Consider the following 24,893-nt stretch of genomic DNA (forward strand, 5'->3'; position numbering starts at 1 on the left):
TTCTTAAAGTGTGTAAAAAAAATGCTGCGCTTCACGCGGCAGTCCGGTACGTAAACAAAATTTCTCCAAAGATTCATCCGGTTCAGGCATCACTCCTGAGGTTAGCAATTGAATGGCGAAACGATTGGCCTGTCTTTCCAGCTTGCCTGGAGCAAAATAGGAATGTTCCTCCAGAAAGAATCGATTAATCCCTTTATGAAGCCGGTCGTGTCCAAGCTCATGGGCGCACACGAACCGTTGCCATTCCGGCGGCAAATCATTGTGTATGACGATAAACCTGCGCCGGAGCTTGCGAAAGTAGAGTCCCTTGGTGGACTTCCCCAAATTGGTGAAACGAATCTGTATTCCAACCGCGCGGGCAATGCTGAACGGGCAGTTGGTCCGGTGTTTTCGAATCAGCTTTGTTACGATGTCATCCATATGATCTCACCTGCTGCCTCATTAAATTCAGTGGGTCTTGCCTCATGGGCGATTGTCCGATTCGTCTGTCTTTTTGCGTTTGTTCATCTGTTTGGCTTCCCAGAACAGACCTGTCAGCACATCCTTGATTCGTTTTTTGTCCTCTTCATCGAGTGGAATGCCGTCAAACATCAGATCATCATCATCTTCCAGCATCTTTTTGAAATCACGACGGTCTTTGTATGTAGCCCATTCCGGCACGTCCTGAAGTTCAGCAGCACTCCCTGGTTCAATATAACCGGCCTGTTTCATCATCTCTGTATAGGGCACCGAGAGTGCATCTGAAATCTTGCGGATGGTCGCTGGTTTCGGCACACCCCGGACCCCATTCTCAATACGTGAAATCTGTGAGTTGCTTATTCCGGCTGCTTCGGCGAGCTGATTGATGCTGTATCCCTGTTGCTCGCGCAGTTGTTTCATATAAGGACCAAAAGCGTGCTCCACAATTATGCCAACTCCTTCGATTCGTACAAGTGCTTGAGTTATAAATTAAGAGAGCTCGTGCTGCACAGATCACTCCGATGACAGAACAACCTTCCGATATCGCTGTTATCCCCGAATTTCCTGAATGTATATCTTCATAGGTGGAATTTCGGTGATAAAGGCGAACGCTTCGCTTCTTCAGGTTCTTTCTGTCCTCTCCGTTAATGTGCATATCTAATCCACATCTTAACTTATAAAAATCAAATGACTTATACGGAAGTTCATTAATTAAACAGTACTATAACGTATATATACCATTAGGTAAAGAGATATGAAACAATTATGCCAAAAGGCATAGGAAATGAGAGCGAAGGTTTTATTTTATCGTCAAAACGATCCAAAATGAAGGTTTACTCCGATCTCCAGAAAGTGGTATCCTCAAATAGAAATACGAACACTATACGAACAAAATGTAAAGTTGAGGCAGAGCGTGTGTTTTGTAATCACCTTCTGAAAAATTGAATTCCCCGGATTATAGCAGTTTGGAGTGATTCCAAAAGGCAACAGGGGAAAATTGAAAAGATGTCGTTACTTTTTTGGAAAACTGGACAACTCTATGAATAAGAGCGTTTTGCCATCGTGCAAAGAACGATTGCAAAACAACATGACGTGAACGATAGAGTGAGTGATATGAAGAATACTAAAGGAGGAAGATAAATATGGAATTGATGCTGCCCGAATTGGACCGACGCAAAACGCAAACAGCTGTTGAGGCTGCGCTGGAGAAATACCGAATCTATAAAACCATTGCATTTGAAGAACGAGAGGTTATGGTGACGGCAAGTTATGCCGAGCGTTTCCACGGTGCAACCAATGTGACGGGGGATTCCACGGCGAGAACGGCGATCTACAATGTGGACGTGCAGCGCGCACGTCAGGCATATTGCGATACGATTGATTTTGTTGTGTCACGGCTGAGTGAAAAGGAACGTGTACTCGTCTGTGAACGATATCTGAAAGACGATGATGTGTTTGACTATAAAGTGTATAACCATGTGTTTGATCCACCTGTCAGCAAGGATACGTACACGAAGATTCGTACACGTGCTTTCTACAAAATGGCACTGGCTCTGTCAGATCGAGGTCTGATTAATATGGAGCCTTTGTCTGTGTCCCGCAAAGAGCGACAGAAGCTGGGCTGAGTGAGTGATTGAAGAAGTTGATCCTTTAATATCCAAGGTGGATTGGGTACAATAGTTGAACAAACCACAGTTGGCACAGCCAAAGGAGAGAAGTCTGCCATGTCGGAAGAAGTCGGAATGCAGGAAATGGTCACGTTGAAGACAATCGCGGAAACGCTCAATACGTCCAATGATCTGAACTTAATGCTGGATACCGTTGTCGGCAAATTACTGGAGTTGACCGGATTAACGGCAGGTTGGATGTTTCTGATTAATGAACGTGGAGACTATACCTGTGTTTCGGATTACAATCTGCCCCCGGCATTGCTGCGTAAAGATAAGGAGCCCATGCGAACGGGTACCTGCTGGTGTGTGAACCGCTTCAAGGACGGTCGTCTGAATCATGCGGTCAACATCATTAACTGTAAACGGCTGGAGGATGCGGTGGAATTCCAATGGGGAGATACCCATGATATTACCCACCATGCAACCGTCCCGTTAAGGTCAGGTGAGAAGATGCTCGGCCTGCTCAACGTGGCTGCGCCAGCCAAGGAACATTTCAGCGACAGTGAACTGGCACTGTTACAGGGCGTGGCATACCAGATTGGTAGTGCGATAGAACGGATGAGATTGTATCGTGCGGAGCAGCGACGGGCTGATCTGTATGCCAAGCTGGGGGAGTTCAGCACGGCCTTGGGTCTTGCAGTGAACGAATGCAGCAATTCTGAGGCTTTTTCTTTAAAAGTTGTACAGCTGCTTGGGCAGCATTATGATTGGCCTTTTGCTATAATTATTCAGCAGAAAAACGGAATGTTCGTTTTGCAGGCAGCCTATGCAGATGATAAGGTTCGAACGTTATCAATTACTCCGTTATCTTCAGAAGTGACGAGCCACATTAACCATGTAATCAATAGTCATCGTGCTACATCTCTGTCTGGGACAGAGATCGCTGAGATATTTACCTTGTGCAAGTCTGAACAGGTTATGAATTCCATTGTCTCGGGAATTGCTGCTCCCCTTCCCTACCATACGCCAGGGGAAACGGGGATTCTGGTGATCGGAATAGGAACATCAGGTCCTGCGCAGGCGGACCGTGAAGTGCTGGAGGCAGTGGCTGAACATATTGCTGCCTCATGGGAGAGTCTGAAGCTGGCGGAGAATCGCCGCGAACTGGCACGACTCGAAGAGAGGAACCGGTTGGCTCGCGATCTGCATGATTCGGTTAATCAGATTTTATTTTCACTGTCGTTAACGGCTAAAGGCGCGGAAAGTATGTTATCCGGCTCCGAGCAGCTGCACCCGGCAGCGGAAGCGATGAAGGATATTCGGGCTTTGTCTCAGGAGGCTCTCAAGGAAATGCGCGCATTGATTATGCAGCTCCGTCCCGCGGGACTGGAAGCAGGGCTGCTCCATGCGCTACAGGAATACGGCACCAGCCAGGGGCTTCAAGTGGTGATGAATCGCACGGGAACGCGGTCTTTACCGCGTAATATAGAAGAAGCATTGTGGCGAATCGGACAGGAAGCGCTGAATAATGTACGGAAACACGCTGATGTTTCTTCTGCTGAGGTCACCCTCAAGTTAAGTGATCATGAAGTGATGTTCACCGTCACAGATCAGGGAAAAGGTGGTGCGAACAGGCCAAAAGTGTCGTCTGGAAGCTCGCTTGGCCTGTCCATTATGAAGGAACGGGCCCAATCGCTCGGGGGCAGCTTAGAAATAGTGAGTTCTCCCCGCAAGGGAACAACAGTAACGGCAGTCATTCCACTTCCGTTCGAATCTGTATAAAGTCAGGGGGAAGAAGAGATGCCGATTACGATATTGCTCGCAGATGATCATGCGATGGTGAGACGAGGGCTGCACGTTTTTTTGACCACACAGCAAGACATGGAAGTTGTTGGTGAAGCATCGAACGGGCAGGAAGCTCTGGCGCAGGCGGAATTGTTAAAACCTGACGTGGTATTAATGGATCTGCATATGCCGGTCATGGACGGAATCGAAACAGCCAGACGGCTGCGTGCATTAATGCCAGGAACGCGAATTATTGTGCTCACATCGTTTTCGGATCAGGATCATGTCGTTCCTGCTGTGCGCGCAGGGGTGAAAGGATATCTACTCAAGGATATTGAACCGGAGGATCTGGCTGTGGCCATTCGCAATGTGCATGCAGGTCAGGTAGAATTGCATCCCGCCGCAGCAGGTCAATTGATGCATGTGATGGCTTCATCCGATTGGTCTATAAATGAACAGCAACCACAGCATATACCGACAGATCAGTCAGCAGACAGTCAAATTCAAGAGCTGAAGCAGGTTGGAAAATCAAATGAAACATCCTTTGGTGGTCCGGATATGCTTACTCGCCGTGAACAAGAGGTATTGGGGCTGATTGCTCAAGGATTGAGCAACAAGGAAATTGCAGTTCAATTGGTCATCACCGAAAAAACGGTCAAAACACATGTCAGTCATCTGCTGGACAAACTCGGACTGGCGGATCGGACACAAGCGGCTCTTCATGCTGTAAGAAATGGCTGGGTCGTCTGACCAATTCCGACATGTGTTCATACTTAAGTCGTATAAACTCAACCTAAAGGTTGAGTTTTTTGGTATTTCAAGTTAAGTCTATCTGCTGACGATTTGGATGCAAAAGAAAGGTAAGATAAGAGTAGAAATAACAGGTCGGTTGAAACATGAGAGTTTGAATTATTAAAAAACTAAGGAGAGTGACATGAATGAATATTGTTATTTTGGCAGGCAGCAATCGGAACAATGCAACCAGTACACGTCTGGGAGAGTATGCTGTGGAGATTATTCGAGGTCAGGGACATCAGGCCAGCCTGTTTGATCTGTATCAGAAGCCACTTCCATTCTACGCGCCAGATGAAAAACAAGCGGATCATGAACATCTGGCAGACCTGAACACGCGTATGCTCGCGGCAGATGCCATCATCCTGTCTACACCAGAGTATCACGGCAGTATTAGCGGTGTGCTCAAAAATGCACTGGATCACCTGAGCCAGGCTCATTTTAGCGGCAAGCCTGTCCTGTCCATCAGCTCCTCTGGCGGAGCGGTGGGGGTAAGTTCCCTTTTACAACTGCAAGCGATTGTCCGGAATCTGCATGGTATCAATGCCCAAGAGTGGATTTCCATTGGTGGTGCGCAGCGCAGACGATTCGAAGCAACATTTGACGGATACGAAGAGTACGAAGGCAGTCAGGATATAGAGGACCGGGTGCAGCGGGTTATTGGATCGTTTTTAAATCTGGCCCAGACGTTAACGAATGCGCGGAAATCTACCATGAGTTGAGAACCAAGGAAGATGAAAATCGGAAAAGGAAAAGAGGTTGAGCATTATGATTACAGGCATATTTGAAACACATCTAAACGTGACGGATCTGGAGAGATCCCATCATTTCTATGAAACGGTCCTGGGTTTACCTCATGCCTACGGGCAGAAAGAACGTGGAAACTCCTTCTACTGGATTGGTGGAAAAGGCAATGCCATGCTTGGATTGTGGCAAAAGGAACCTTCCGAGGTGAAGCGTCAGCACTTTGCTTTTCATGTATCTCTGGAGGATATGAAACATGCGGTGGCTCACTTGGAGAACAAAGGAATCAAGACACAGAACTTCCTGGATGATGATATCGGTGAACTGTACGTCTTTGGCTGGATGCCTGCGGTATCTGTGTATTTTAACGATCCGGATGGTCACTCGCTTGAATTCATCGCCATGCTCCCGGATGAAGCGAAGCCTGAGCTTGGCATGGTGCCATGGAGTCAGTGGGAGGAGTTGCAGGAGAAGGCCGTATGATGATCGAAGAATTGCAGTTATATACAACACGGCTGGAGGACCTCAAGCATTTTTATCGTGATACGTTGGGAATGGAGGTGTCCAATGCGACAGATCAGGCCTTCAACCTGCAGGTTGGAAGGACAAAGATGATTTTCAAACCGTGTGAAACAAATCATGAGCCCTTTTATCATGTGGCCTGGTTAATTCCGACAAATCAATTCAAGGAAGCGAAGCAGTGGGCTGCATCACGTGTTGTTTTAAACAGGGAGGAAAATCGGGATGAGACATACTCTACTAATTGGGACTCTCATTCTCTCTATTTTGAAGATCCGGCAGGCAATATTATTGAGCTGATTGCTCATCATCGTATTCAAAACGAGAGTGACCATGAATTCTCGACTCAAGATATATTACAGGTATGTGAAGTTGGACTGGTGACGGAGGATGTTCTGTCTACGGTGAATGAGCTTCAGCAGATTGGACTCACGCGCTGGGGTGAGGTTAGTGAAACCTTTGCTCCTGTAGGAGATGTACATGGTTTATTTATTGTGGTGAAGAAGGATCGGACGTGGTTTTTCTCTAAGCAAAAAGCACAGATCTATCCGCTGGAAGTATCCATCCATGGCGTGGGCAAGCTTCGAATTGGCTTTAACTTTGCATTCCGGGGTAAAACGGGCATATGTGGAGCATTTCCATCATGTTATAGAAGTAAACGCTTTATTTATTAATTAGGATATATAAGTTGAACTAAATTTACACGATAACGACGGAGAGGACAGATCTTAGTTCAACTTATATAGTTTCTCTGATCGGCTTACATATGATGAAGGGTGGTGGCAAGCTTGGATCGACGTTTGTTGGAAGAGGGACTTGCGATTATCGTTTCCAGTCGGGAACGTACAGGAGATCTGTGGCACGCCCATTATGGGGCGGGTGCGATTGCGGCATATTTTTGGGTACGGGAAAATCGTCTCACTGCCCTTGCCGCCGGCAGTGTTACCGCCGAAGCAAAAGCCATGCTTCGCCAGCATGGAATCAACCCTGGTCAGACCTCTCCGATTGGTGAAATGATGCCCAGGGAAGATGCTGAAGCGCGTATTACGGACGCATTGGATCGAACGATTGGAGAGCTACACTGGGTTGGACACCAGGCCATCTACGGGGCGATCAGCCTGAAAGCCATTCGCGAACTGGATGGATGGGGCACTGCGGAGGATATTGGTCGGCTGGTTGAACTGATCGATTCATTCGATCGAACCATCCCGGGAAGATCCTGGATGAATACAACGATGAAAGAAATTCGCAGTCTGAAGCCGGAAAAAAGCGATGGTTTCCCCGAAATTGAAAATCCAGTTCAGTTGTCACGCCTGATTCTGGATGAGCTTGGTGCGTTCCAGACCATATATCACGCGGAAGCACATCATGATCTAATTGGTCATATGCTCACCTACGGACATGCGCTTAACATATTATATGAATTGGGTTATCCGGCATTGTTCCATAAAGGCATTCCACCTTTCCTTACCATGGTGAAGGCGCTACGTTTAAGCCGAGATGTGGATATTGAACAGGCGATGCCGACATTGCAATCACCCGTAGACCTGCTGCCACTGGAACGGGCGGAACGATCAGTGGCGCTCCCTCATGAGCTGGAATATTGGCTCACCGACAGACGTTCCCGTGACTGGAACGGAGGTCATATATTCAAATTCCCGTTCAGCTTCTATCATCATGCCAAGAACGGGGAGCCCGTACCTGAAACATGGGAGAATTTTCGTTATATCATCGCGTGAGATAAAACATACATTTCAGAAGGGGTGTCCGTCATGACGGACACCCCTTGTAGGCATTATTCTGGGTTTACCGAATTGTGGGCAACCTGTACCTTTTTAACGGGGCCAAATTTCAAGGATAAAAAGGATCAGCATGACTCTGGACACCAGCATGTATGGTGATTTTCGTACGGGCTGACGCGCTGCCCATATTCCCCAGGAACTCATAAGTGCAATACTCCCCCAGAACATCCATAAGGAGATGCCTTCGGGTGTAAATAGAAAGGACAGCTTGGGCAGTCCCCTGTTGCCAGCCCCAAGAAGAACAGTGGTCATATAGACGAGGACAAGGAAAAACAACTCGAAGAGCAGGGTTTGCAGCCAGAAATAATAGATGTTGAACACTTGTAGCATGATGACTGTGATCAGGATAAACAGGATACCAACGGATAAGAATGTTGCCGCAGTCCATCCAATGAGAGATGTTGTTATAACAACTGTTTCCTGATATAAGATGTACATTCCCAACGCATACATAGCGGGGCCCGCCATATAACTGGTGACAGCAATCCAAAGATAGAAGAAATACCTTTTCTTCATGGTCATATCCATCCTTTATTGTTCATAGGATTTGAAAGCTACTTATGTCATATAAACATCATCAGGATGGGTTTGGTTGGGTTATCGATAGGAGTTTCTCGCGAGAAATCGGCATTTAACCGCCATAGAGACGACCACATTCATACGTAATTCATCCCGATTACCATCAGCGCTAGTGGGGAAAGGCGGTAAAATGGTATTATCGGATCAGCCGCAAGGAAGACACACCGACAGCTCATACGCTAAAGTACAGCCGGCCATGGGGCCGGTTTTTTAATTCGGTGATTGCATCCCTGCCCTGATCGGGTATTAAAGACTAGATATATAAGTTGAACTAACGATTTACACGAGAACGAAGAGGACAGAAATAACCTGAAGAAGCGGAGCTAAAAGCTTTCTGCAAGAAAGCTACTTCGGAAGCATACACTGCGCCTTTATCCACGGATTTCTACCTTTATATAAGTGGATCAAGAAAATCCGGGGATAACAGCGATCGGAAGGTTGTTCTGTCATCGAAGTGGCAAGTGTAAATATTCTGTAGTTCAACTTATATAGATAACAGGAGGCTACGTGATATGAAAACAGTATTGTATGTTCCACTGGATGATCGTCCAGCGAATCTGGATGATGTGATTGTGCAAGGGAAAGCAGCCGGTATCCATATCGTTACACCGAACCTGAGTGATATTAAGAATCGTCTGGACTCGGAGAAAACCGTAGATGGCACAACGCTGCTCGGCACCTCCACGCCGGTGTATGGCAAACCGTCCAAGATTCACGACTTTATTCTGAAACATGCTGCCAAGGTCGACGGATTCATTATCTCATCCGATATGCTCGCTTATGGCGGTCTGATTGGCAGTCGTCAGCTCCGTGAAGATGGAGGAGGCGCCTATCCGGAATACGATGAAGAAACCACGCGTTTGCTGGATGTGATCCGCGTGATCAAGCAGAAATATCCACGCAAACCCGTATTTGTAATGGATACCATCATGCGTTTGGCTACGACCTCGTTTGCAGATGGCTTGGCGCTCGATGCATATAATGAGTCTCGTGCGTTGATGCAGCAGCCACGTCAGACATACACCGAGTTTGAGGATATTATCGAAGGTTATAACCTGTCCCCCGATGGGGTGGAATATGGGACAACGACCTATTTTGATAAAGAACAGTATTACAATACAAGACAACATAAATTCAAAACAAATCTATACATTCTGGATCAGCTGGCTCGCACAGGTTATATCGATTTCCTTGCGGTTGGCGTCGACGATGCAAACACGCAGGGTGTTCAGATCAATGAAATCAAATATGTAGAAGCGCGGATCAATGAATGGCTGGGTGGAACCAATGGACAAAATCCGGATCGTGCGATCATCCTGCCGGATGCGGATGGTTTGGGGCACGCTTTGGTCGCTCGCATGGCTAACCAGTTGTTCCGAGGTGGGGCGAGGACACGTTACGCAGTGAAATATTTTGGTCCTCACGGCAATACCATCATTAACACGTATGAATACATGGATGTACACGAGAATGTGGTTCGTCATGTGGATATTGTAGGTGGTGTGCTTGTAGCGGATTCGGCATATCCTGAACCTGAGGTGGTGACGGATGTGGGTGCTGGCTTGGAAAATGAACAGCTAGTGGCTGTAGCAGCCGATCAAGTTGTCCCGTTTGACATGACCTCCGAACTGGATCGTATGACGAAGGGTCACCCGGGTAATTCCGGAGAGAACACGGGCATCGACATCGAGATTATTGCCATTACCGCTCTGGATCAGGTGCAAGCTGCGTTGGAGCAACTGACGCTGAATAGTGAGCAAGGTCTGCCTTCGGTATTGATTGATTTTGTGGGTAAAGGACCAGCCAATGTTGATGTTGCTGAAGCGTTGCTAAACAGTCCGTATACCGGGCGGGTTCTGGGATACAGTGCTTGGAATACACCGGGCAACAAGATCGGTATTGCCGTAGGCATGGGACAGTCGAGGTACGCGTTAATTACAACAGAGAAGCATGAGCATAAGTTGCGAGATGAAATGAATGCGCATGGCTCGCTGTTGTTTAAGCGTTTCCTGAAGGATTATTATTACAAAGCGGTAGCGATTGCGGACATCCGTACGTATTCCCGAGCCCATGCGCTGTATACCAACGTGGCTACCCTTTCGGATCAAAATATGTTGCTGTTCAACTCAGAGGAAGACTATGCCCATTTGCAAACATTGCTCCGTGATTTGATGCAGACTTATACCACGGCACTTGCGAATAAAACAGCCTTCCAGACAGGCAATGTGGCGATTAAACAGATCTGTAATGACGAATTGTCCTATGCGACGTATGCTAGTGCGCTGCTGGAATATGCGAATCCTGATTTCATCTGGGGCCGTGCATTTGAGATTACGTTGAACCCGCAAGTTACGCTGAACTAAACGGTTATCTCACCATGGGCTCCTCGTGTTTGGGATCATCACTGGTATGACTGTACTGCTTAATCTCGCCGTTGTTAAAAATGATATATTGATACTTCGCTTCGAGTTCATCCGCGAATGTTACTGAGACACCGTAAGGTGCTTCAGAACTTTTTGAGGAGTAAGTACCTTGTACTTCGATAAGCTGTTCGGGTGAGTAACCTTTCTGTTCAATCAGGTAAGTGGTTACCTGTTGTTCAGCATCATTTTTCTTGAGCGGATTACCAAGCAGTCCGATGTAATCCCAGCAGGATATCCCGAGTATAAATGATAAGATGACAAGTGAAGTGATCTTGAAAGTTTTACTCATAGGTATTTCTCCTTCTTTTACGTAAGAGACAATGAATTTGATAATAAAATTTTAATGTATTTGGATAAATTTATCAATTAATTGATCTTAAAGCTTACTTAGGTATTCTTTAAAATGATGATTCCAGAATCGTCTTTTTTCCACCCGAACGACGCCCTTAATCGCACCGAAGTCGTACGGAACACCATCCGCGCTAGGGATGAGAGGGTGTAAGATTGTATTATCGGATCAATAACAAGGGACACACCGAAAGCACATACGCTAATGTACAGACCGGCCAAGTGGCCGGTCTTTTTGATGCGGTGAATTAGTCCCGGTACTGGTTCGGTCGGAATACAGACTCTGAGTTAAAAGGGGGAGCCTACTGCTGCTGCATTGACGCTGCATGGTGTGGGCAGATCTCAAACTTGCAGCCAAAGGGGGCGAAATGAATGTGTCTATGAGAAATGAAATTAGCACTACCGTGAGTACCAGTAAAATGAGTACGCTCATTAAAAAAACGCTGAATCAGAAGCTCGCGGTACTTGTTCCAGAGTGGAACGGTCGTGTGCTGGATGTACCTGCGTCAGGCGAAGTGTTAACCGGGCCCTGCGCAGTGGTTGCGTTTGCCGAAGAAGTGCCGAAGTCTGCTTGGGCGGGATATCGACGGATCATCAAAATCTCACCATACGCTCGTCCGGAAGATGGCGGCGCTGAACAAGTGGAAGCTTGGTCAGCCCTTCTAATCGAAGGGTTGCATCAAGTAAGGCTGGTGGATGAAGCAGGTGAGTCCTTCACTTGTATCTATCTGGGTTCTTCAGATAGTGACCGGGTGGATGCAGGGTCTGGCATGCTTACGCGCAGTCTGCGGTTCGGAGTGTATGTTCCCGAAGACTCGGGAGCTATCCTCGCTGAAACAGAGGACGCGTGGTTAGCTGCGCTTCAAGGCTGGACACAGCAAGAGCTTGGCTCGAACTGGTCGGTATATGGTGATGTCTGGCCTGGAGGATATGAGATGCCGTCTGTGTTATGGCGATTGGCCGGATGCAGCACGTCTGTGGCGGGCACTTCGGCATTGGAGATTCGACAACAGTGGATTGGGCATGTGCTCTCCGATCATTCGGTGTTAACACGCCAGACCGTTACTTGGTTGGTAGAGCAACTTGCGGTCCAAGCTCGTCTTGCCGTAACTGAAACGGGTGGCGAAGAGCAGGAAGGTAACACGCGATATATCACAGTGGATGAAGTCACGGCAGATTTACAGGCAGATGCCTATCTGAACGGTCAGATTCGCCTGACGTTGCAACAGCGGATTCGTCGTCCGGGTACGAATGTACCTTTCATTCGTGAGATTCACCATAGCAAAGGTATGGAGTAAACGTTAGTCGAGAGGAACCTTTTATTAGAGGTTGTTCAAAAAGCCCGCTTTTGATTACAAAGGATGCCTAACGGCATCATCAGCACCGAATATGGAATTCAGCCGAAAAAGCATATGCTTACGATGATTGTTTCCTTCTGAAACATGTAGTTGCTCACGTAGTTTTCCCTACGCTCTGCTACTCCATTTCTAACTTCATCCCATCTTCTCGGTACTGAAAACCGATCTTTTTGAACATGCACTTTTAAGAGTGGTTCCAGATTATAGCTTTGAGATGATAGATGTAGCTTCAACATTGTAGCTTCAAATTCATAGGTTCATAGGATCGAAAATTCATAGGTCAAGTTTAAAGATCAATGTTCACAAATTTAGTAGTACAACAAATGAGGTGAGATGGCAATGGCAAGCTCAGTGAAAAAAAGCAAACAGACAGCCCCGCGGTATACACGGGCCGAACTGATGAATCATGCAGAAGCCCTCTTTGCCGTTAAGGCAGAGGTGCTGTACGGTGCGCTGTACGAAGCGGCGCAAGAGACGTTTTCCATTGAAGAAACGCAAGAACGAATTAACCAATTTATGAAAGCGAAGGTGAAGGGATAATGGCAGGTGGAACTTGGGAGCAAACGAATCGTCCGGTCCTTCCGGGCTTATATATGAATTTTCAGGCGGCAGCATCCTCGGCCATTCAAGCGGGAACGCGGGGAACGGTCGTTGTGCCAATCAAGGCCAACTGGGGTCCTGTGGGGACTTTTGTTGAAGTAGGGAGCGAAGCGGCGATTGAACGCATTTATGCCGCGAATGTGCTGGATAACGGTACAGCGTATACATCCTTGAAGCTCGCCCTGTTGGGTGGTCCGAAGAAGTTACTCGCTTATCGGGTAGCAAGTGCTGCGGCCAAAGTAGCTACGCTTACTTTGAAGGACAGCAGTGATGCCAATGTGCTGCAACTGGATGCGAAATATCCGGGGGATCGTGCGAACGGGTTCTACGTCACCATCCAGCCAGGTGTGATTGATAATACGAAACATGAAGTGCGCCTTTTTGAAGGTAATCGGATGTTGTATGCGCTCCTGACAGCGGATATTACGGCAGCTTCTCTGGCAAAAGAGATTAACGCAGATGAACAAAATGTCTGGGTGACGGCGCAGGCGATTGGCGATGGTGCAGGTGTAGTTGCAACAATTGCGGGTGCGGCATTCAAAGGTGGCGTAAGTGGCAACGATGACCTGACCAATGCGGAGTACATTGCAGTACAGGGTGCGCTGGAAGGGGAGCAATTCGACGTCTTGGCTTTGGATCAGACGGCAGATGCACCTCTGCTTGCAAGCTTTGCAGCATGGGTGAAACGTGTACGTAGTGAAGGCAAACCGGTGGTGGCTGTATTCGGCGGTTCCGCAGCGGATGATACCTCTGCTACAGCAGCACAAAAAGCGGCAGCACGTTCGCTTGCGCTGAACCATGAAGGTGTGATTAATGTCGGTACAGGCGTGCGCCTTGGGGATGCATTCTACAGCTCGGCAGAAACGTCCGCTTATGTTGCAGGACTGATTGCCGGACAACGTCTGAACCAATCCACAACCTATGCAGCTACTCCGTTCGATGATGTGACACGTCGCTGGACGCGTGCAGAACAGGAACAGGCGGTACAGAATGGCGTATTTATTTTCTTCCATGATGGTCGTCAGGTGAAGGCACTTCGCGGTGTAAACACACTGGTAACGCCAGTCGCTGGACAGAATAATGCGTGGAAAAAAATCCGTTCCATTCGTGTGTTGGACGCCATTAACACGGATTTGCAACGTTCTGCGGAAGATACGTATATCGGTAAAGTGAACAATACCGAAGAGGGTCGTCAGGCACTGATTAGTGCCATGAAGGCCTATTTGGCGCTGCTCGCACAGAGTAATGTTATTGAAGCTGACGGTTATGATGTCATTCTTGACCCGGCATATTATGGCGCGGCACCAGTTCTGAAACCGGAGGCAGATCAAGTATTCCTGCAATGGAATGTGAAGCTGACGGATGTAATGGAGCAGTTGTTTGGTACATTTTACGTGCAATAAGGTTGTGTGAGAGGAAAGAACCGTTTTCTAGAAAAATTCACCATACGTTGAACTGATGGTTTACACGATAAGAGCAATCGGAAGATTGTTCTGACTGCGGAGTTATACCGTGTAATATTTATTAGTTCAACGAACCCAAGGAGGAAAATATATGTTGGATGCGTCAAGAGTAATTCTCGGTACCCATGGTCAGTTGCATATCGATGGCGTGTGGCAGACAAACATTAACAAGTTGGAAGCGAGTGTGGAGATTGAAAAGCGTGAGCTGAATCTGGTCGGTAACGACTGGAAAGTACACAAAAATGGCGCGAAAAAAGGAACAGGCACGATGACGGGCTACAAAGTCACTTCGGATATGATCCAGCGCGGTTTCACCAAATTCGAGATTATTTCCAAGCTGAACGACCCTGAATCATATGGACATGAGAGTGTATTGCTGAGAGGTTGCATGGTGGACAAAATTCAGCTTGCCAACTGGACAGCCGGCGAAGAAGTACCGGAGGAAACGGGCTTTACGTTTGAAGGATTTGAATTGCTGAATCCGATTGTGGCGAACTAAGCTCTGGAATAGCCACGTTATTTGAGCTAGTTTGCTCAAGCGTGATTGCATAGTTACTTCGTATAATATGGACACCAATGCGGGCCGAGATGATCTCGGTCTCTTTGTTGTCTCTACAGGCTTGGAAGCTGGCATAGATAAACCCATTTGTGAAATAAGAAGGAGATAACGCCCGATGAGTATGAATGAAAATATGTCCGAAGAACAGATTTTGGATCAGTTGTTTGAAGCAGCAGAACGTTTGCCAGAGGAGAATGTGCGCATTCAACGTCTGGATCTGTTGTTGACCTTGCGTGGACTGACGTCTTCCAAAGTGGATCACATTCGCGAGCGCTGTACGATTCGAAAAACGACCAAAGGCCGCACCGAGGAAAAGGTGGACACCGAAACGTTTAACGCGCTGCTCATTTCCGAAGCAACCGTGAAATTAAAAGTCCGCAGCCTGGAATTGTCCGGCTGGGGTGACACACGCATTACCGGCCGCATGAAGTTGTCCGGTGGCGAACAGGCAGTACGTCGTATGTTGCTGGCTGGTGAATTGGATGCTGTAGGCGATAAAGTGCTGGAGCTGTCCGGATTTGGTGTGGAGATTGAAGACCTAAAAAACTGATTCACTCCGGCGGGATGACCACGTTCCTGTATCACATGTGGGTACGTCATCATCTCCGGCCCGGAGAGTTCTGGTCTTTGCCACGCGGGGAGCGCTCGCTGTTAATTGCGTTCTCAGAAGAGGAAATGTCAGCGATAACTTCGCAAATGAATCGATAACGATATAAGGCAGGAGGTGAAAAAATGGCAGAAATGATTGTAGGTCTATCCAAATCCAATGCGGAAATGCGGACAACCCTTCGATACCTGGATCAGATCCAGCGCTCAACGGAACGTCTGGGCAGAGTTCGTTATCAGAGTCTGATTAAGGTGAACAATGAGCTGAGAACGACTGGACGCAGATTGGAGCATATTTATAGTATGGCTGTGCGAATCAGCAGGCTGCGAATCACACCGACGATTGGGTTGATTGATAAGCTGAGTCCGGCACTGGATCGCGCATGGGTTAAACTGAATAGATTCAGGGACCAGATGGTTACGGCTTCGGGAACAGTATCCCTTGAAGTTCGGCAGAAGATTGAAGTGGCGATGGGCAAAGGAGGGCAAACTGGCCCAACTATGGCTGTCATGATTCAGAACAACAAAAACATTACTAACAATACGAAGGAAGAAGAACCTAAAAAGTGGTGGGAAAAGGCACTAGAAGTAGCTAATAGCATTATGGATGCGTTCAACAATATTGGAGATATTATTGATCGTTTCAAAAAGAAAAAAGAAGATAATCCTGCATCAGATCCAACCAGAAGTCCAGCATCCAAATGCTGCTGTTGCACAGGTGGAAAGATGGGCAAAAACCGTAGAGTTCGTTCACCGAATGCGGATGGTGGTGGATCAGATCGTGGAAGACGAAATTACCGAAGCGGTAGAAGGTCTAGTAATCGTTCGAACCGGGGCCCATCACCAGTACCCAATCCTGTACCTGATACTCCAACTCCTCCGGCCGATCGCAACCGTAATAGGGGAGGCGGTAGAAGAATACGAGGAAGCGGTAGATTAGGATTTGCGGATGGTGGATTGGGATCTTTAACCGACATGCTGGCTGGTAATGGATTGATGGATAATTTAAGTAGTGGCTTTGCCAAAGGAGCAAAAAGGTTGCTTGGACCCATCAGCATGCTTGCTGATGTGGCGAATGTAGCGACAGCACCACCGGAAGAACGTGGCCGAGCTGTAGGTTCTATGATTGGCGGCACAGCAGGTACAGCGATTGGTAGCGCCATCGGTAGCGTTCTTTTGCCTGGCATCGGGACATGGGTTGGTGGTGCAGTAGGTGGTTGGGCCGGAAGTGCAGCAGGCGGTTGGATTGGAGATAAAGCGAAGGATATTGGAAACTTTATGTCTAGTGCTACCGAGGGTGTAGGGGATGCATTGTCGGGTGCAGCTGATTATGTTTCTGAGAAAACAAAAAAAATCACCGATGGCATATCCGGCTTTTTCGGTTTTGGTTCTAAAAAAGAAGAAAAGACAGTCTCGGTCGCAACGGTGGCTTCACCGCCTTCCGTACCCGCTGTTCCGCAGATGGCACCTGCTTATATTCCACCGGCACTGACCATGACAGGCCCAACGGCTTATATGAACAGCAAAGTCGGTCAGCCTACATCTGCTGGATTCATGGGAACAAGCATGATGCAGAGCCAAGCGATGGCGCTTGGTAACGGTGCGCAGACGAATGGAAAATCGTCCACGATGACGGTACAGATATCTGAAGACCAGATGAGCAGCCTGTCCGGTTACTTGAAGGATTTCAAAACCGAAACTACCAATCAGATTGCGATAAATATTCCACCAGGTGCGGTGCAGGTGACCGTGCGCGAAAATGCGATTGATTATGACGCAGTTTCTCACCAGGTGGGGCAACGGATCTCTAACGAGTTCCGCCGTGCGATGCAAAACCGCAAAACAATTATGGCCTAAGCAGAAAGGAGGCCGCAGATATGTCAGTACTTGAAGATAAAGTTGGTCCTAACAAAATGTCATTTACGTTGAAGGACGGCAACACTCCATTTCAATTCCCAGTGAACCCTGAAGAAGTTAATATTTCCAGGTCTAAGGGATATGAAACGGTCAATATGTTGGAGCATGGCGAGTTTGATTTTGCACAAGGGGAGAAGGTGAAGGAGATCACCTTCTCTTCTTTTTTTCCCAAAAGATTTGATCCGTCCTATTGCATGGATGAAAAATCTTTTCTAGATCCACGTGTGGCGATGAATGTGCTGAACACCTTTCTGATCTCCAAAAAGCCGCTGCGTTTCATCATTTCAGAGACGGGCGTGAACGTGCCTGTTTTTATTGTTTCGCTTAATTCGAGCTTTCGTGGGGGGGAGATAGGGGATATTTATTTCGACCTGACCCTACGCACATGGCGGGATTCCAAGGTGGAAAAGGTGGGCTCTGCGGCATCCGGGAGCAAGTCAGGTTCTCGTACCGATTTGAAAAAAAACAGCAAGACCTACACTGTCAAATCTGGTGACTCCCTGTCCAAAATTGCAAAGCTGGAGCTGGGTAGCAGTTCCAAATGGAACGAGATCTACAAGCTCAACGCAAAGATCATCGGCAGTGATCCGAACCGGATCAAACCCGGGCAAAAGCTGGTGATGCCATGACCTACAAGGTCATTGTCGACGACAAATATGACATCACCAAGCTGGTGGAGACGATTACGCTGAAGGATTCGCTCGACCAGATTGCCTATCAGGCCAACATCCGGCTGGCGGTGTCTGCATCTTCCGGTCTGCCTTCGATCTCACCGGGCATGGCGGTGCGGATTAGTGGGGTTCCTTTTGGTGAAAAATCCATGGTTCATCTGTTGCATCCTGCGGTCATCTGGGAGGTGGAGAGTTCCAACAGCGGCACCAAGCGGCTGTCTCTCACGGTGTACGACCGGATGATTTATCTGGAAAAATCGGAGGACGAGTTCCTATTGCCGAAGGATCAGACGGCTACACAGCGGCTTAAAACCTACGCCAAAGAGTGGAAGATTCCATACGCTTCACTGCCGGATACCAAGACAAAGCTGGGCAAAGCCGTGTATCGGTCACAGACGATTTTTTCGATGATCTTTGCTGATCTGAAGGAAACGGCGAAGTCCGGTGGGGACATGTATCATCCACGGATGACACCCGGTGGGCTGCAGCTCTTCAAGGTCGGAAGTAATGCAAAGGTGTATGAACTTGATCGACTAATTGATCTGACCCAGATGCGTACGCTCGAAGGGGCGGTTACCAAAGTTAAAGTGATGGCAGCGTCGGAGTCTGGAAATGGCAAAGAAGTTCCTTCCAAAGTGCTCGCGATTGAGCAGGATAATGTGGAAGAACTGGGTACATTGCAAAAACTGGTCGAGGACGATCAGGTCAAAACAGCAACTGCCGCGAAGAAACTGGCGAAAAGTCATCTGACGGGTATTCAGGAGACCTTTACGATATCCGCACCGGATGTGAATACGATTCGCGCCGGGGATGCAGTGTTGTTGAAAGGACTGAAGCTAATCGTCATGTCGGTCAGCCGTGATCTGTCCGCTGGGCCTGGAACGATGACGTTGGAACTGGGTACAGCTGAGATGGTGAAAAGGAGGTATTACCTTGAATAAAGATGATCCGTATGGGCATTTTGCCGACGTCATGCGGGGCGCGATGAGTACACATTCTCGTCAGGCCGTGAGCGGGCTGGGCGCGGTACTGGGTACGATGACCTCATCCGGCGTGAAGCTGGATGATTTCAAGCACGAAGTGCAGGATTATCTCGTGGCCGAGCTGCCGGGCACGCTTGGACTACCGGAGCGCGAGGCTGCTGGCGCGATTTCCGGTATACCTGACGTGGCAAACGGCGGAACGACGGGCACGGGACGGTTTCTTTTGCAAGAAGAGGAAGTGGATGAAGCGGTGTTGTCTCTTGGTAAGGGATTAAAAGCGGGAGATCGCGTACTGGCGATGCGGGTGAATGGCGGTAACGACATTGTGGTGCTGTGTAAGGTGGTGAGTGCGCATGCCTAGTTTGTTCCCGGAAACGGGTGTGGTCTGGGGAGATGAGGAGGATCTGTTGGGGGCGGCTTTGGAAGAGGTGCGCTTCGGACGGAGCTGGCGATTCGATTATGATGCAGGGGATTTTGTACTGACCCCGAGTGGCAAAGTAGCTGCGGCGGGTGCGCATGAAGCCTGGGTGCAGTGGTGTATTAAGGCAGTGAAAACGCCACGGTACAGACATGTGATTTACTCCCGGAACTATGGTTCGGAGCTGGAGGATCTGGTAGGGCAGGGTGATAGCCGGGGTGTGATGGAAAGTGAGATTACACGGATGGTGACGGAGACGTTGCTGGCTGATCCACGGACGGATTCGGTAGACCAGTTTACGTTTGATTGGAATCGGGAGCAGTGTACGTTCTCGTGCCGGGTGGCGAGTGTGCAGGAAGAGATGTTTATTCTGGAAAGTGAGGTGATCTGACGGGATGGCTGAGATTCCGCGTTATTTGGAGGACCAGACGGAGGAACAGATTATGCAGCGTATGCTGGATCGTCTGCCCGCGGATCTGGATAAGTCGGAGGGTTCGTTCTTGTGGGATGCGGAGGCTCCGGTTGCGTTTATGCTGTCTGAGGCAGCTTTGTGGGCGCAGGAATTATTGCGGCGGGGGTTTGCAAGTACGGCTGCGAGCAGTGATCCGAATTTTCGTTCGGAAGAGCTGGATCTGCGGGCAGGGGAGCACGGCATCACACGGCGAGCTGCGGTGGCGGCACAAGGTGCAGTGAGGTTCATGGGTACGCCGGGGAAAGTGGTGCCTGCGGGAACGGTCGTAGCTACGCTCGCGGATGAAGTGTCTGCTGAAGCTTCGCTCGAATATGAGACAGTGGGACGATTGGAACTGGATGCAGAGGGCTCCGGGTTGGTAGGTGTGCGAGCGCTTGTTGCTGGAAAAGAGAGCAATGTGCCTGCGGGCACCGTAACTGTGCTGTCTACACCTGTAAATGGCGTAACCTCTGTCACGAACCTTGAGGTTATTAAAGGCGGTGCAGATATTGAGGCAGACACGGCGCTGCTGGAACGTTTTTATGCCAAAGTCCGCAACCAAGGGACAAGCGGTAACAAAGCACAATATGTGCAATGGGCCAGTGAAGTACCAGGTGTTGGTGCAACGCGTGTGATTCCCTTGTGGGAGGGGCCAGGCACGGTGGGATTATATCTGCTGGACACGGACAAACGTGCTGCGGGTACCGATCTGGTGGCGGCGGTACAGAAGTACGTTGACCCCACGCAAGATGGACAGGGTGAAGGCGTGGCACCGGCGGGGCCAGTGGTGTCCGTGATGCCAGCTGAGGAAGTACCGATGAACATTCGGGTGAAGCTGACGTTGGCAAGTGATGCGACGTTGGCCGATGTACGAGCATTGATCGAACGCGGGGTGACCGCGTATCTGAAACAGTTGGCTTTTGCTGATCCACTCGTTCGTTACACTCGCATTGCCGCGATCCTGCTGGACATTCCGCCTATTATCGACTATTCGGAGCTTACCGTGAACGGTGTGAGCGACCAGAATATCGAGATGACCGCGAGTCAGGTGGCCGTGCTGGGGGCGGTGGATGTGAATGAGTAGTGTTGGGCAGACGGTTGATCAGGATGTAATTGGGGAGTGCGGAGACTTAAGAAGATCGGGAGAAGTAAGCGGATCCGGATTGGAACTGGTGAGCGAGACACTCCATATTGATTTGCAAGGAAGGGAGGGGACAGGGCATGAGTGCTCCTTCTACTGTAGATGTTGGACTGACGAGTGAGAAAGGGCGGGAGTTGTTCTCGTATTTGCCCAGGTATTATGAGACTTCTCGTGTAATGCAGGCCGATATGCAGACCAAAGGCAGCGAAATGGATCTGCTGTACAAGGCGCTGGATGAGACGCTGGAGCAGTTTTTTGTCCGCACGGCGACGTGGGGGCTGGACTTCTGGGAACAGGAGCTCGGCATTGAGACGGAGCGTCTCAAACCAGTGGAGCAGCGGCGTGCCGTGGTGGAGTCGAAACTGCGCGGTGCCGGGAAGTTTTCGGGGAGACTGGTTGCGAATGTGGCTGAGGCGTATGCCGGGGGCAAGGTGGATGTGACGTTTCAGCCGGAAGCGTGGAGTTTTACAGTGAGCTTTGTGGATACGATGGGTATCCCGCCCAATATCGACGATCTCAAACGGGCGATTGAAGAATTGAAACCAGCCCATATGTCCGTAGAATATGAATATCGCTATCTGGTCTGGGATGATCTGGACGACAAACAGATGACATGGGACGAACTCGATGCCGCGTCCTTGACGTGGAATGAACTGGAGGTGTGGGCGTAATGCCAAAAGAAACAGATCGACTAAAATTGCCTCTTCCCTTGGGGAATGAGAATGTGACTCGGGAGAGTATTAACGGGATTTTTGAAAAGATTGACGCAGGTGTGGCGACGCAAGCGGATTTGGATGCGCTTCGTGAAGCGGTGAGTCAGATGGATATTCCCGATGCGTCTTTGACGCAGAAAGGGAAGGTGCAGTTGTCTAGTAAGACAGATGGAACGTCTGAGACGTTGGCTGCGACGGAGAAGGCAGTTAGGGATGCCACAATAAAATCTAATTCTTTGATAGCACAAACACAATCTAAAATAGATGTACACTCTGAAAAAATGGTAACTAATGTGGGGATCCATGGCTTACGAGTCAATACAGGGAGTTTGGAGTACGTAGACGGAAATTCTTGGGTTAAGTTAATAAGTGCATCTACAGCTGATATAACTTACTTCGTGAATGTTAATTCAGGCAGTGATAGTAATACAGGATTACAGAGTAATAGTGCTTTCAAAACTATCAATAAAGCTATAACAATGCTACCTAAAATTATAAATCATGACATCAATATCAGAGTCTCGGCTGGAGTTTATAAAGAAAGTCTTTCATTAAATGGTTTTTTAGGAGGAGGATTTCTTTTAATCACTGGGGATAGTGGCAGTACTAGTATTATTGATGGTCGCATAAGTTTTTATGCATGTTCAAGCCGCATTATGATTGGTGGAGTTAATGTGAATTATGATGGTTCTACTAGATATACTTCAGCTATAAGTGTTTATAACTGTCAACATGTACAACTAAATCTAGCTATAAATAACTCTGTCAAGACGATACATGGTGTGGAGGCATCTCGATCATTTGTGGATGTGTTTTCCTGTAATATATCAAACAAAGATGTAGCTATAAAAGCGATTTCTTTTGCACATGTTATGTCAGATAATAATTCAGGTACTTCAAATAATGTTGTATTTGAAGCATCTCTTGGGTCGAGTATTGTTAAAAGTAATGGACAACCATCAGGTACTACTTCTGAAATTATTCGTACCGGAGGCACGATAAAATAAAACATCGTTTTCGATTAGAATTTAAATAGATCAGGGGATTTATATTTAATTGAAAGGAAATACAGGGTAAATAAAATTCTGTAAATTAATTTGTTTCATTTCTTTGTAATTGATTTGAATGAAATACGAAAACAGAATACTTATTTTAAAAGTAGAACCAAAGGAGGTGAAACCATGGAACGATGGGACACCCTATGGAAATGGGGAATTGCACTCATGAGCAGCTCTGTAACCTACTTCTTCGGAGGTTGGTCAGGCGTACTCGGCGTACTACTCGTGTTCGTCATCCTCGACTACCTTACCGGCATCGCGGCGGCGGGCATGAGTGGGCAGTTAGAAAGCAACGTTGGCATGTTCGGCATCGCACGAAAGGTATTTATATTTGCGATGGTATCGGTGGCTCATCTGGTGGACGGTGTTCTGGGAGACGGACATTTGTTCAGGGATGCGGTCGCCTTTTTTTATATCGCAAATGAGTTGTTGTCCATTATCGAAAACGGGGGCAAGTTGGGCGCTCCTATCCCCCCTGTGATTCGGCAAGCCATTGAAGTGCTCAAGGGCAAAGGGGGAACCGGGGAACTCCCCGGTAACTTCTCCCCAAGTGCCAAAGACTCTTTTTCACAGGCAGACCCGGATGAGATAGATTCACAGGTTGGAGATAGTAAGAAGTAATGCGACTTAGCAAGCTAGCACTTGAAACTACACATAACTCAACACATAAGGGACACGCACACAAGCAACCCCTGATCCAACCGCATTAACTATAGGAGCATTTTGCATCAATCCAGAGAGTGACATCCAATCAGCAATGTATAGATCAGAATGCTCTAATCTGTCTATACTTGTACCTGGGAACGCTTGAATCGAATGATGTAAAATGCTGATACAAACGGCAATTTGCCGCATAAAGGGTGTGAGAAACATGCAAACGAGAAGTTCGGGCAACACACAGGGCATTGACGTCTCCCGGTATCAGGGCAATATTGACTGGGCGAAAGTGAAGGCAAGTGGCATGACATTTGTGTTCATCAAGGCAACCGAGGGACAGACATATACCGATCCCAATTATCAGAAAAATGTAACAGGCGCACTGGCAGCGGGCATGCTGGTCGGAACCTATCACTTCTTCCGTGCGACATCGACCGATGGTGCCAAGGCAGAAGCGGTACATTATGCCAATACACTTAACAAAGTTGGAGGCGCCAAAGCGTTACAGCTGCCACCCGTCATGGACTACGAGAACAACCCCGGCAACCTGAGCAAAGCGCAGATGAATACGGTTGCCAAAGCTTTTTTAACCGAACTACAACGCCTCACAGGTGTAAAACCGATTATATACACGGGCAATTCTTTTGCCGGGAATTTTGACACATCACTCAGCTCATACGATCTGTGGATCGCGCGTTACAGCAACACTCGTGTACCGGACGACCAGCCGGCATGGAAGCGTTGGACGTTCTGGCAGTATACGGATTCAGGCAAGGTGAATGGCATTAGTGGCAACGTGGATATGAATGAATTCGAGGGAACAGCGGCACAGCTCAGAGCAAGATACGCAGCAGCCACTCCGAAACCACCGGAGCCATCCAATCCAACGAATCCAAGTAATCCGAATCCACCAACCGTACCACCGAAAGGGGGCGAACCGATGACAGCCGAAGAGAAAGCAGCGTTTGATGCGCTCAAATCCCAGGTCGACAAACTGCAGGCGCGTCAGCAAATGGAAGTTCCAGTATGGGCAAAAGCAGCTGTGGATGCAGCACTGGCATATGACACCAAAAATCCATTGTTCAGCATCGATAATGGGGCAAGTTATGATTTTTACCGTTTTATTACCGTGATGCATCGCAGAGGTTTGTTTAAAAAGTGAGCTGATTCTTAGCAAATTAGAATGTTGATTTTATATAAATGTGGATTGAGTGGAGAAGGAACACGAGACGCTTTT

The 24,893-nt window shown here is 48.2% G+C and carries 27 protein-coding genes; 23 read left to right on the forward strand and 4 right to left on the reverse strand.

What is annotated here, in order from left to right; all coding sequences use genetic code 11:
- Window positions 1-3 precede the first annotated feature (3 nt).
- Together NZ043_RS15495 and NZ043_RS15500 are read right to left on the reverse strand one after the other, a co-directional pair.
- Window positions 4-420: an ImmA/IrrE family metallo-endopeptidase gene (locus NZ043_RS15495; protein WP_017690190.1), complete on the reverse strand. Its 417-nt coding sequence runs from the start codon at window positions 418-420 to the stop codon at window positions 4-6.
- Between the two features lie 42 nt (window positions 421-462).
- Window positions 463-906 carry a helix-turn-helix domain-containing protein gene (locus NZ043_RS15500; protein WP_082219000.1) on the reverse strand — a complete coding sequence of 148 codons (444 nt, stop codon included), beginning with the start codon at window positions 904-906 and terminating at the stop codon, window positions 463-465.
- A 695-nt stretch (window positions 907-1,601) separates the two neighbouring features.
- Here NZ043_RS15500 and NZ043_RS15505 point away from each other — a divergent pair.
- From NZ043_RS15505 to NZ043_RS15535, 7 genes are all read left to right on the forward strand, one after another.
- Window positions 1,602-2,084, forward strand: a complete 483-nt coding sequence (locus tag NZ043_RS15505; protein ID WP_017690187.1) for an ArpU family phage packaging/lysis transcriptional regulator — start codon at window positions 1,602-1,604, stop codon at window positions 2,082-2,084.
- Between the two features lie 99 nt (window positions 2,085-2,183).
- Window positions 2,184-3,851 carry a GAF domain-containing sensor histidine kinase gene (locus tag NZ043_RS15510; protein WP_339312573.1) on the forward strand — a complete coding sequence of 556 codons (1,668 nt, stop codon included), beginning with the start codon at window positions 2,184-2,186 and terminating at the stop codon, window positions 3,849-3,851.
- 18 nt (window positions 3,852-3,869) lie between these two features.
- Complete coding sequence (locus NZ043_RS15515) at window positions 3,870-4,604, forward strand: response regulator transcription factor (RefSeq protein WP_133386684.1); 735 nt, start codon at window positions 3,870-3,872, stop codon at window positions 4,602-4,604.
- A gap of 188 nt (window positions 4,605-4,792) precedes the next feature.
- Window positions 4,793-5,368 carry an NAD(P)H-dependent oxidoreductase gene (locus NZ043_RS15520; protein ID WP_339312576.1) on the forward strand — a complete coding sequence of 192 codons (576 nt, stop codon included), beginning with the start codon at window positions 4,793-4,795 and terminating at the stop codon, window positions 5,366-5,368.
- A 46-nt stretch (window positions 5,369-5,414) separates the two neighbouring features.
- Complete coding sequence (locus NZ043_RS15525; protein WP_339312578.1) at window positions 5,415-5,873, forward strand: VOC family protein; 459 nt, start codon at window positions 5,415-5,417, stop codon at window positions 5,871-5,873.
- Entirely contained in the window at window positions 5,870-6,583 is a 714-nt protein-coding gene (locus NZ043_RS15530; RefSeq protein ID WP_165980360.1) for a VOC family protein, read from the forward strand. The genes NZ043_RS15525 and NZ043_RS15530 overlap by 4 nt, the downstream gene beginning before the upstream one ends.
- Window positions 6,584-6,697: 114 nt before the next feature.
- Complete coding sequence (locus NZ043_RS15535; protein WP_133386688.1) at window positions 6,698-7,648, forward strand: hypothetical protein; 951 nt, start codon at window positions 6,698-6,700, stop codon at window positions 7,646-7,648.
- Between the two features lie 96 nt (window positions 7,649-7,744).
- On the opposite strand, the gene NZ043_RS15540 is transcribed toward NZ043_RS15535, so the two are convergent.
- Window positions 7,745-8,227, reverse strand: coding sequence for a hypothetical protein (locus tag NZ043_RS15540; protein WP_133386689.1), 483 nt, complete (start codon window positions 8,225-8,227; stop codon window positions 7,745-7,747).
- Window positions 8,228-8,802: 575 nt separating this feature from the next.
- On the opposite strand from NZ043_RS15540, the gene NZ043_RS15545 reads away from it, so the two are divergent.
- The gene (locus tag NZ043_RS15545) at window positions 8,803-10,653 is read left to right on the forward strand and encodes a DUF4127 family protein (RefSeq protein WP_133386690.1); all 1,851 of its coding nucleotides are present in this window, start codon (window positions 8,803-8,805) and stop codon (window positions 10,651-10,653) included.
- Window positions 10,654-10,657: 4 nt separating this feature from the next.
- On the opposite strand, the gene NZ043_RS15550 is transcribed toward NZ043_RS15545, so the two are convergent.
- Window positions 10,658-11,002: a DUF3139 domain-containing protein gene (locus NZ043_RS15550; protein ID WP_133386691.1), complete on the reverse strand. Its 345-nt coding sequence runs from the start codon at window positions 11,000-11,002 to the stop codon at window positions 10,658-10,660.
- A gap of 433 nt (window positions 11,003-11,435) precedes the next feature.
- On the opposite strand from NZ043_RS15550, the gene NZ043_RS15555 reads away from it, so the two are divergent.
- The 15 genes from NZ043_RS15555 (at window position 11,436) to NZ043_RS15625 (ending at window position 24,818) form a co-directional block, all read left to right on the forward strand.
- Window positions 11,436-12,359, forward strand: a complete 924-nt coding sequence (locus NZ043_RS15555; RefSeq protein WP_133386692.1) for a hypothetical protein — start codon at window positions 11,436-11,438, stop codon at window positions 12,357-12,359.
- 399 nt (window positions 12,360-12,758) lie between these two features.
- Window positions 12,759-12,959: a hypothetical protein gene (locus NZ043_RS15560; RefSeq protein WP_017690177.1), complete on the forward strand. Its 201-nt coding sequence runs from the start codon at window positions 12,759-12,761 to the stop codon at window positions 12,957-12,959.
- Complete coding sequence (locus tag NZ043_RS15565) at window positions 12,959-14,422, forward strand: phage tail sheath subtilisin-like domain-containing protein (RefSeq protein WP_133386693.1); 1,464 nt, start codon at window positions 12,959-12,961, stop codon at window positions 14,420-14,422. The genes NZ043_RS15560 and NZ043_RS15565 overlap by 1 nt, the downstream gene beginning before the upstream one ends.
- A 151-nt stretch (window positions 14,423-14,573) precedes the next feature.
- Window positions 14,574-14,981, forward strand: a complete 408-nt coding sequence (locus NZ043_RS15570; protein ID WP_036611426.1) for a phage tail tube protein — start codon at window positions 14,574-14,576, stop codon at window positions 14,979-14,981.
- Between the two features lie 175 nt (window positions 14,982-15,156).
- Window positions 15,157-15,591, forward strand: a complete 435-nt coding sequence (locus NZ043_RS15575) for a hypothetical protein (RefSeq protein ID WP_017690174.1) — start codon at window positions 15,157-15,159, stop codon at window positions 15,589-15,591.
- Between the two features lie 182 nt (window positions 15,592-15,773).
- Window positions 15,774-17,504: a hypothetical protein gene (locus tag NZ043_RS15580; RefSeq protein ID WP_339312584.1), complete on the forward strand. Its 1,731-nt coding sequence runs from the start codon at window positions 15,774-15,776 to the stop codon at window positions 17,502-17,504.
- Between the two features lie 56 nt (window positions 17,505-17,560).
- Entirely contained in the window at window positions 17,561-18,193 is a 633-nt protein-coding gene (locus tag NZ043_RS15585) for a LysM peptidoglycan-binding domain-containing protein (RefSeq protein ID WP_339312770.1), read from the forward strand.
- Window positions 18,190-19,176, forward strand: coding sequence for a phage portal protein (locus NZ043_RS15590; RefSeq protein ID WP_091033917.1), 987 nt, complete (start codon window positions 18,190-18,192; stop codon window positions 19,174-19,176). Before NZ043_RS15585 ends, NZ043_RS15590 begins: the two co-directional genes overlap by 4 nt.
- Window positions 19,169-19,579, forward strand: coding sequence for a hypothetical protein (locus tag NZ043_RS15595; protein ID WP_339312587.1), 411 nt, complete (start codon window positions 19,169-19,171; stop codon window positions 19,577-19,579). The genes NZ043_RS15590 and NZ043_RS15595 overlap by 8 nt, the downstream gene beginning before the upstream one ends.
- Window positions 19,572-20,027, forward strand: a complete 456-nt coding sequence (locus NZ043_RS15600; RefSeq protein ID WP_339312589.1) for a DUF2634 domain-containing protein — start codon at window positions 19,572-19,574, stop codon at window positions 20,025-20,027. The genes NZ043_RS15595 and NZ043_RS15600 overlap by 8 nt, the downstream gene beginning before the upstream one ends.
- A 4-nt stretch (window positions 20,028-20,031) precedes the next feature.
- Entirely contained in the window at window positions 20,032-21,171 is a 1,140-nt protein-coding gene (locus NZ043_RS15605) for a baseplate J/gp47 family protein (protein ID WP_339312591.1), read from the forward strand.
- Between the two features lie 137 nt (window positions 21,172-21,308).
- Window positions 21,309-21,899, forward strand: coding sequence for a YmfQ family protein (locus tag NZ043_RS15610; protein WP_339312593.1), 591 nt, complete (start codon window positions 21,309-21,311; stop codon window positions 21,897-21,899).
- Complete coding sequence (locus NZ043_RS15615) at window positions 21,899-22,948, forward strand: phage tail protein (RefSeq protein WP_165980361.1); 1,050 nt, start codon at window positions 21,899-21,901, stop codon at window positions 22,946-22,948. The genes NZ043_RS15610 and NZ043_RS15615 overlap by 1 nt, the downstream gene beginning before the upstream one ends.
- Before the next feature lie 174 nt (window positions 22,949-23,122).
- Window positions 23,123-23,620 carry a phage holin family protein gene (locus NZ043_RS15620; RefSeq protein ID WP_133386699.1) on the forward strand — a complete coding sequence of 166 codons (498 nt, stop codon included), beginning with the start codon at window positions 23,123-23,125 and terminating at the stop codon, window positions 23,618-23,620.
- 250 nt (window positions 23,621-23,870) lie between these two features.
- On the forward strand, window positions 23,871-24,818 hold the full coding sequence (locus NZ043_RS15625; RefSeq protein WP_133386700.1) for a glycoside hydrolase family 25 protein: 948 nt from the start codon (window positions 23,871-23,873) through the stop codon (window positions 24,816-24,818).
- The last annotated feature ends 75 nt before the right edge of the window (window positions 24,819-24,893 follow it).

Source organism: Paenibacillus sp. FSL k6-2145 (assembly GCF_037976585.1).
Classification (GTDB): Bacteria; Bacillota; Bacilli; order Paenibacillales; family Paenibacillaceae; genus Paenibacillus.